The organism is Sphingomonas sp. Ant20, from assembly GCF_000783375.1.
Classification (GTDB): Bacteria; Pseudomonadota; Alphaproteobacteria; order Sphingomonadales; family Sphingomonadaceae; genus Sphingomonas; species Sphingomonas aerolata.
Genome location: NZ_JRVI01000138.1, coordinates 1 through 6742, shown reverse-complemented (window position 1 = coordinate 6742; position 6742 = coordinate 1). Strand labels below are relative to the sequence as shown.

At 60.3% G+C, this 6742-nt stretch carries 6 protein-coding genes and 1 pseudogene; 4 read left to right on the top strand and 3 right to left on the bottom strand.

The features are described from left to right. A partial coding sequence (locus NI18_RS15260; protein WP_037531112.1) for a transposase occupies positions 1-306 on the top strand: 306 nt, incomplete at its 5' end. A 185-nt stretch (positions 307-491) separates the two neighbouring features. Further along, positions 492-1454 (top strand): alpha/beta hydrolase, encoded by a 963-nt coding sequence (locus NI18_RS15255; protein ID WP_037531110.1) that lies wholly within the window; start codon positions 492-494, stop codon positions 1452-1454. Positions 1455-1558: 104 nt separating this feature from the next. On the opposite strand, the gene NI18_RS15250 is transcribed toward NI18_RS15255, so the two are convergent. Next, positions 1559-2101, bottom strand: a complete 543-nt coding sequence (locus NI18_RS15250; RefSeq protein ID WP_128082253.1) for a TetR/AcrR family transcriptional regulator — start codon at positions 2099-2101, stop codon at positions 1559-1561. Positions 2102-2177: 76 nt separating this feature from the next. On the opposite strand from NI18_RS15250, the gene NI18_RS15245 reads away from it, so the two are divergent. Continuing rightward, positions 2178-3347: a cytochrome P450 gene (locus tag NI18_RS15245; protein WP_197418116.1), complete on the top strand. Its 1170-nt coding sequence runs from the start codon at positions 2178-2180 to the stop codon at positions 3345-3347. 817 nt (positions 3348-4164) lie between these two features. Then, on the top strand, positions 4165-5949 hold the full coding sequence (locus NI18_RS15240) for a type II toxin-antitoxin system HipA family toxin (RefSeq protein ID WP_306286447.1): 1785 nt from the start codon (positions 4165-4167) through the stop codon (positions 5947-5949). An 11-nt stretch (positions 5950-5960) separates the two neighbouring features. On the opposite strand, the gene NI18_RS15235 is transcribed toward NI18_RS15240, so the two are convergent. Next, the gene (locus tag NI18_RS15235) at positions 5961-6539 is read right to left on the bottom strand and encodes a helicase-related protein (RefSeq protein ID WP_037531103.1); all 579 of its coding nucleotides are present in this window, start codon (positions 6537-6539) and stop codon (positions 5961-5963) included. Between the two features lie 39 nt (positions 6540-6578). Next, a pseudogene (locus NI18_RS24485) lies at positions 6579-6742 on the bottom strand (IS5/IS1182 family transposase); the annotation flags it as partial.

Genomic DNA, 6742 nt, shown 5'->3' with positions numbered 1-6742 from the left:
CGGGGCGCAGACGCGGTCATTCCCGTACGCCGGGGCGGCCAGCCATGGAAGAAGCCGGCGGCCGGCGCCGATGCTCGCAACGAAACGCTACGCGCGATGAAAAGGCTCGGTCGAACAATCTGGAAGAAGTGGAGCGGCTACCATCGCCGCAGCCTGGTCGAGACGAAGATGCACTGCTTCAAGCTGCTCGGCGAGCGCGTCGCATCGCGCACCTTTGATCGTCAGATTACCGAGCTCAAACTCCGTGCCGCAGTTCTCAATCGATTTTCACAAATAGGAACACCGACCACCATCCGCGTTGCATAGATCTCGTCAGTAAAACCATATTTGTGCTTAATTATCTTTGTGCAACAAAGCCTACCGAAACTGGAAAAGATCCGGTTCGAGAACAATAGGATGAATACGCCGCAGCCTGGACAGTTCGGTTTCAATCGCGTCACGCCGGATCAAGGCACATAATTGATTCAGTCAAAGAAAGGCACTGGAACACCATGCGTGAAATCCCGTCCGATATCGTACAGACGTGGGCGCCAGACCCTGCATACCTGCCCGATTGGTTTGTCGACGCGCTATCCGTGCCGCGGGAGGAAGGCTTCGTCGAGGTCTCGGGTGTGAGAATGCATTACTTCCGCTGGGGAGATCGTTCCGCGCCTCCTTTACTGATGACCCACGGCTTTCTCTCTCATGCACGGTGCCTGGCGTTCGTCGCGCCTTACCTAGCTGAAAATTACCATGTGATCGCCTACGACCATTCAGGAATGGGCGACAGCGACGTTCGCGAGAATTGTGACATGGTCGCGCGAGGACGGGAGATGATCGGGGTCGCGGAGGCCCTTGGACTTTTTGGCCACGAGCACAAGCCGATCATCGTCGCACACAGCTTTGGCGCGGCAGTCGCGCTCCAGGCGATCACGCTGGCGCCGGATGCCTTTGCCGGTACGGTGATTTGCGATCTGATGGTGCTGCGTCCGTCCAGCTTTGACGCCGTTTGGGGCGGCGGCCGCACCGGCCCGGGATCAGGCGACCCCGATCGCCCGCATAAGCGCTACCCCGATTACGCCAGCGCGCGCGAGCGGTACGTTCTATCTCCGCCACAGCCCGTTGGTGAGGCGTTCCTGATGGATTACATGGCCTATCACTCACTTCGACGCGAAGGCGAAGCGTGGACCTGGAAGTTTTCGCCATCAGTGTTCAAGCGGGATAATGTGCCCAGCGAATGGCTTGAAATGGGCAGAACGCTGGTCGAGGCACCAGGCCGCAAGGCGATAGTACACGGCGAGCAAAGCCTCCTTTTTACAAACGATTCCAGTGATTACGTGCGCGAGCTCGGCGGTATCGATATTCCGATCATCGCTGTACCCGAAGCTCGGCACCATCTGATGCTGGATCAGCCGCTGGCGTTCGTCGCCGCCTTGCGCGCGTTGCTGGCGGGCTGGAGCATCGAGCGCAATTAGACCGGTTTGATACCAAGCTATCCGCCGCGTCCGAGCAGGGTTTTAGGAAGCTTTTAGCACCGCATTCGACCAACCTAGGGAGCACACCGACCTGTACTCCGGTGTTACGTCTGCGCCGTCACAAGGGCGCGTATCGTCAACCGTTCGATCAAGCTGCTCACGTCATCGGCTGAACTGGTGAGTCCTTCCGTCAACCACCAGCTTAAAATGGTGATTATTCCGCCCACTACGACCCGAACAGCGAGTCCGCGAGGCACGGATGAATCAAACGGAAGATCGAGCCCCTCTGCGTATCGAATGGCGCGAGCCGTCACTTCCTGTCGCACTGCATCGCCACCGCCAACCAGCAGAGCTGCAGACGCGTGCCGATGGAGATCGACGAACTCCACGACCGATCGCACGGCGTTTCCCACATCTCCACGTACGAGAGCCGGGGCCACCTGCTTAACCAACCGTCCCATCAACTCGTCCGCCACGTCGAGCAACAGCATGTCGACGCCGGGATAATGGCGAAAGAAGGTCGCGTAGCCGACTCCGGCCTGGGCGACGATACGTTGCGCAGTGATCGAATGCGCGTCGCCGTCTTGCAACAGCGCCAGCATCGCGTCGCGCAGCAGCGAACGGGTTCGCGTGACACGAGCGTCCACGCCCTTTTCGCTATTACCCCTTTTATGAGCCACAGTAGATCATATATAGCGGACCTTGGAGTAAAGGAGCAAAGCGATGAGTTCGTATTCCACGCTATCGCGCGAACCGTCCAGCGGGGTCGACGATCTCCGTGACGATCGAAAAAGCATTCCATCGCAGCCCATGGGTCGCGGTTGCCCAGTCCAGTCTTTTTCAGAAGCACGCGCGCTACTCCGGGACGATGAGCTGCATCAGGCCAGTTTCCGCGCTGATCTGATGGCAAGGTTCAGCGACGAGCGCTTTGCGCCAATCATTTTCCAGCACGGTGAGCGCCATCGCCGTCAGCGTGCTGCGACCGCTCGGTTCTTCACCCCCAAAACCGTCGACACCAGCTACCGTGCGATTATCGAACGTGAATCCGATGCGTTAATCGGCGACATGCAGCGTCGCGGCCACGCAAAGCTTGACGACATGAGCATGCGGCTGGCGGTGTCCGTTGCGGCCGAGGTTGTCGGTGTTACCGATAGTAATCGCACCGGGATGGCGCGTCGGCTCGAACGCTTTTTTCAGGCTGGCAATGTCGCGCTCGGCAAGTCGATCCTCGATCTGCCACGCTTCGCGCGGGCTCAGATCCACATGCTTAATTTTTACGTTCGAGACGTGTTCCCAGCGGTTCTCGCGCGTCGCCGTGCCCCGCGCGAAGACGTGATCTCGCATTTGATCGCCGAAGGCTATTCGGATCGCGCGATCCTTACCGAGTGCGTGACCTACGCTGCAGCCGGCATGGTGACGACACGCGAATTTATCACGATGGCGGGATGGCATTTGCTCGAGCGCGAGGAGCTTCGGACACGCTTCCTTGCCACAGATGAGACCGGGCGGATCGCCATCTTGGAAGAGATCCTTAGGCTCGAACCGGTCGTCGGGGAGCTTTCGCGACGGAATCCAAATACCGGCCAGATTTTCAAAATCGATATCCGCCAGGCGAACGCTGATGTCGCGGCGGTGGGCGCGTGTCCGCATGCAGTCGATCCTGATCGCGCCTTGGCAGCGCGCGTCGGTAGCGCGGGGCTTGCGTTCGGTGATGGTTCCCATCGATGCCCTGGCGCGAGCATCGCAATTCTCGAAACCGCAATCTTTCTCGATCGCCTGCTGCGCATTGCGGACTTAACGCTGGAAGCACCGCCGAAGATCAACTGGAACGCGTTGATCACAGGGTATGAACTTCGCGATTGTCGCCTTCGCATTGCTTCCCGATCATTTTGAGTTCCTTGGCTTATTACATCTTGGGAATTGCCTTCCTCGTCAATTCGCTCTGGTGAGCGGCCTTCTTGCAAAACGGGATCGGCCGTAATCACGTGACGTTAGTAATTTCATATAAATAGAAGCATCGGCAAAGGCCTTTCTTGTCAAATGCTATTGCTATTTACTTGGTAATGGCTGTCGACTCCTGATTGGCACTATCTGCGGCCATCCGAAAGAAATGCGTCGCGAGATTTGTCCGGAAAATACCGTTGGAAAGAGATATTGTATAACCAGTCTCAGGCATTCTATTGAAAAGCCATTCTGGTATTCTTTTTGATTCCGGCCTTAGCGAGCGCTAGCTCGCGAAGCCCGAGATCGAGGGATCTCTGTCGGGGCGGCGTCCGGAGTTTCTGGGAATTTGCGAGCCATCATGCAGGCCATCTCGCGCGATCAATCGATAACGCCTTGTCAACGTAAGCTTGGGGACCGGGACCCAGAAACGCTGGGACCATCGGAGAAGCCGCCGCGAGAGACGGATCAAGGCCCGTGGCGGGGATCGGCGAACCCGCTCGGAGCCCGCTAGGCCAGTCGTCATAGGGCTGGCTGCGCGCCGTTCGCGGCATGACTGTTCTGGATCGCGCCGATCATTCAGGGTCGCGCGCGCCAATAGCTCTACACGTCGGATTATCTCGCATCTCAGATGAGAGATAATTCTTGCACGCGAAACCGGATGGTGGGATTAACGCGCATCTGAGACGCGAGATAATCCTATGGCTCTTCATTTGGTCGGTGAGACAATTGACGCCAAGCGCGCGCATCAGCGCGCGAAGGCGGTGAGTTGATCCAACTCGTCCGCGGGGTTTACGTCGATCACCAAGGGGATATCGAGGCGACGATCCTCGGTCATGCGGTCCGGATTGCGCACTATCTCTATCCCAACGCCTATCTGTCGTCGGCGAGTGCGGCGCTGCTCGCCCCGACGCCCGACGGGCGGCTGTTCATCAGCGGCCGCCGCAACCAGCGCACGCGGTTGCGGACGCTTGAGATCATCCAGAACGAAGCGCCGAAGCATCCATCGACGGCGATGGCGGTCATTGGCGACGACCTGGGCGAATTGCGCGTCGACGCCTCATCGCCGCGCCAGCGCTTTCTCGAAGCGTTCCGCCTGCGCAGCGAACATGCGAGCGCGGCTACCGCCGACATGCGCGCGCAGATGGCGGCGCGTCTGGTGGAGGAACATGGGACGCCCCAAGCCGCAGCCGACGCCGTCTGGGTGCTGGCGCGCGAGAACGAATGGTATCGCGAAGGCGAAGGTGCCGAACGCTTTCTGCTAGCTCAGCCGGGCGTTGCCAAGGCGCCGGTCAACAAGGCAGCGCTCGATCTCCTCGTCGCCTGGCACGGTGAGCCGCTCGGCCGGCTGACCCACGATGGATTTGAATGGCGCTGGAAGCCGGGGCGTCGAGCGGGACCGGCCCTCGTGCGCGAAACCACGCCGGGCAAGCTGCCGGCCTTCATTGAATCGCTGCTTCCTGAGGGCTGGCTGGCGCAGGTTCTCCACGAACGCGATGAACGCGAGGCGCTCCGGCGCGGACGGCGATATATGTCGAACATCGTCATCGTCGAGGGTCGAGAAGAACTGGCGGCGCTGCCTGCTGACATTCTCACGACAACACTGGCTGGATACATCGACACCGGTCGCTTCACGGGCCGCTACGCCGGTCCGGCCCGGGGCGAGATCGAGGAGACCTTCGAGCAGAACCTGGCGCGCATCTTCGCGCGCGCGGAAACGCCGCGCCTGTCGGGCGTCCAGATCAAGGCGCCGATGAGCCTGATGCCTGATGGCGCCCTCGTTCCGGCCATCGATCAGCCGTTCACCCATATCCTCAAGCCCGCCGGCACGGCGGGCTTCGAGATGTTACCGGTCGTCGAGTGGCTTTGCCTGGAGCTTGGCCGCTCGGCCGGGTTCGATGTGCCCGACGCCGCGCTGCTGGAGATGCCCGACGGCATGTCGCCTGCACTGGTCGTCGAGCGGTTCGATATTCGTCGCGCGCCAGCGGATCAGCGGCGTCTGGCGATGGAGGACTTTTGCTCCATTTTGGACCTTCCAGCATCCGCCAAATACGACGGAACGATCGAGCGGATGGCGCGCGGCCTACGACCGCTGTCGACCGATCCGGCCAGCGATCTCGATATCCTGTTCCGCCGGGCCGTGTTCGCCTGGCTCATCGCCGATGGCGATATGCATCTCAAGAACCTCGCTGTGCTCAAAGTCGCCGAGGTGGATGCCAAGGCCTTCACGAGCATGCGCTTCGCGCCGCTCTACGACGCCGTCACCACGCGCGTCTTCCCGGGTTTGGGGGGCGATCGCATGGCGCTCAAGCTCAACGGCAAGGATGACCGTCTGACGCCCCAGGACTTCCTCGCGCTGGCGCGGACAATCGGCGTATCCGCCGGAGATGCCGAGACTGCGATTGCGGACTTGACCGCGCGTGTGGCCGACCGGGCGCAGGGGCTTCAGCTACCTGCCTTCGCGGCCGAGGCTGAGGCCGCCAAGACAGCGCAGGAGAAGGTGATCGCCTTGGTCGGGGAGCGCTGCAAGGCACTTGCCGTTGAAGGCGACTGAGCGGCGCGACGTCACGGTTGGAGCCGGATTTGCAGGTCGGCGAGATCTTCTGCCGCCATGGCGGTTCCCATGAGGCTGTGAAGATACTCCAGCAGGTCTTCCTGACGCGGTTGTCCGAACGCGAGGCGATAGACGGTCAGGCTTCGTTTGAGCCACTCGAGTCGTCGGACCTCGCGGCTGAACGGGAGCATGGGCACGCGGCGTTCGACCTTCACCGGCCCTTCGTAAATCCAGTAGGGAATGAGGTCAGAGTCATTCTCGGTCTCGGCGCGAGCTGCGTCGAACATGATCTGCCAGGGATCATCGTGATCTCTCTCGCGCCCACGCACCACGTCGACCTGCCGATGCGCCAGATTTAGGCGGATTGCGTGACCCTTGAAGCGGTGGACACGCCCCTCGCGCTGCTCGAGATTGACGGGATTTCCGGGCAAGTTCCAGTGATAGAGCCGATAGCAATAAGGGTGAAAGTCGAGGCCTTCCTGTCCGACGGAGGTCGTGGCCAGCGCGAAGGGTCGGAACGGTGAGTTGAAGGCATCGCGAACGCTGGAGAGGCGTGCGGCCCCGCCTTCCTCGTCTTGGCTTTGTTGCACAAAGATAATTAAGCACAAATATGGTTTTACTGACGAGATCTATGCAACGCGGATGGTGGTCGGTGTTCCTATTTGTGAAAATCGATTGAGAACTGCGGCACGGAGTTTGAGCTCGGTAATCTGACGATCAAAGGTGCGCGATGCGACGCGCTCGCCGAGCAGCTTGAAGCAGTGCATCTTCGTCTCGACCAGGCTGCGGCGAT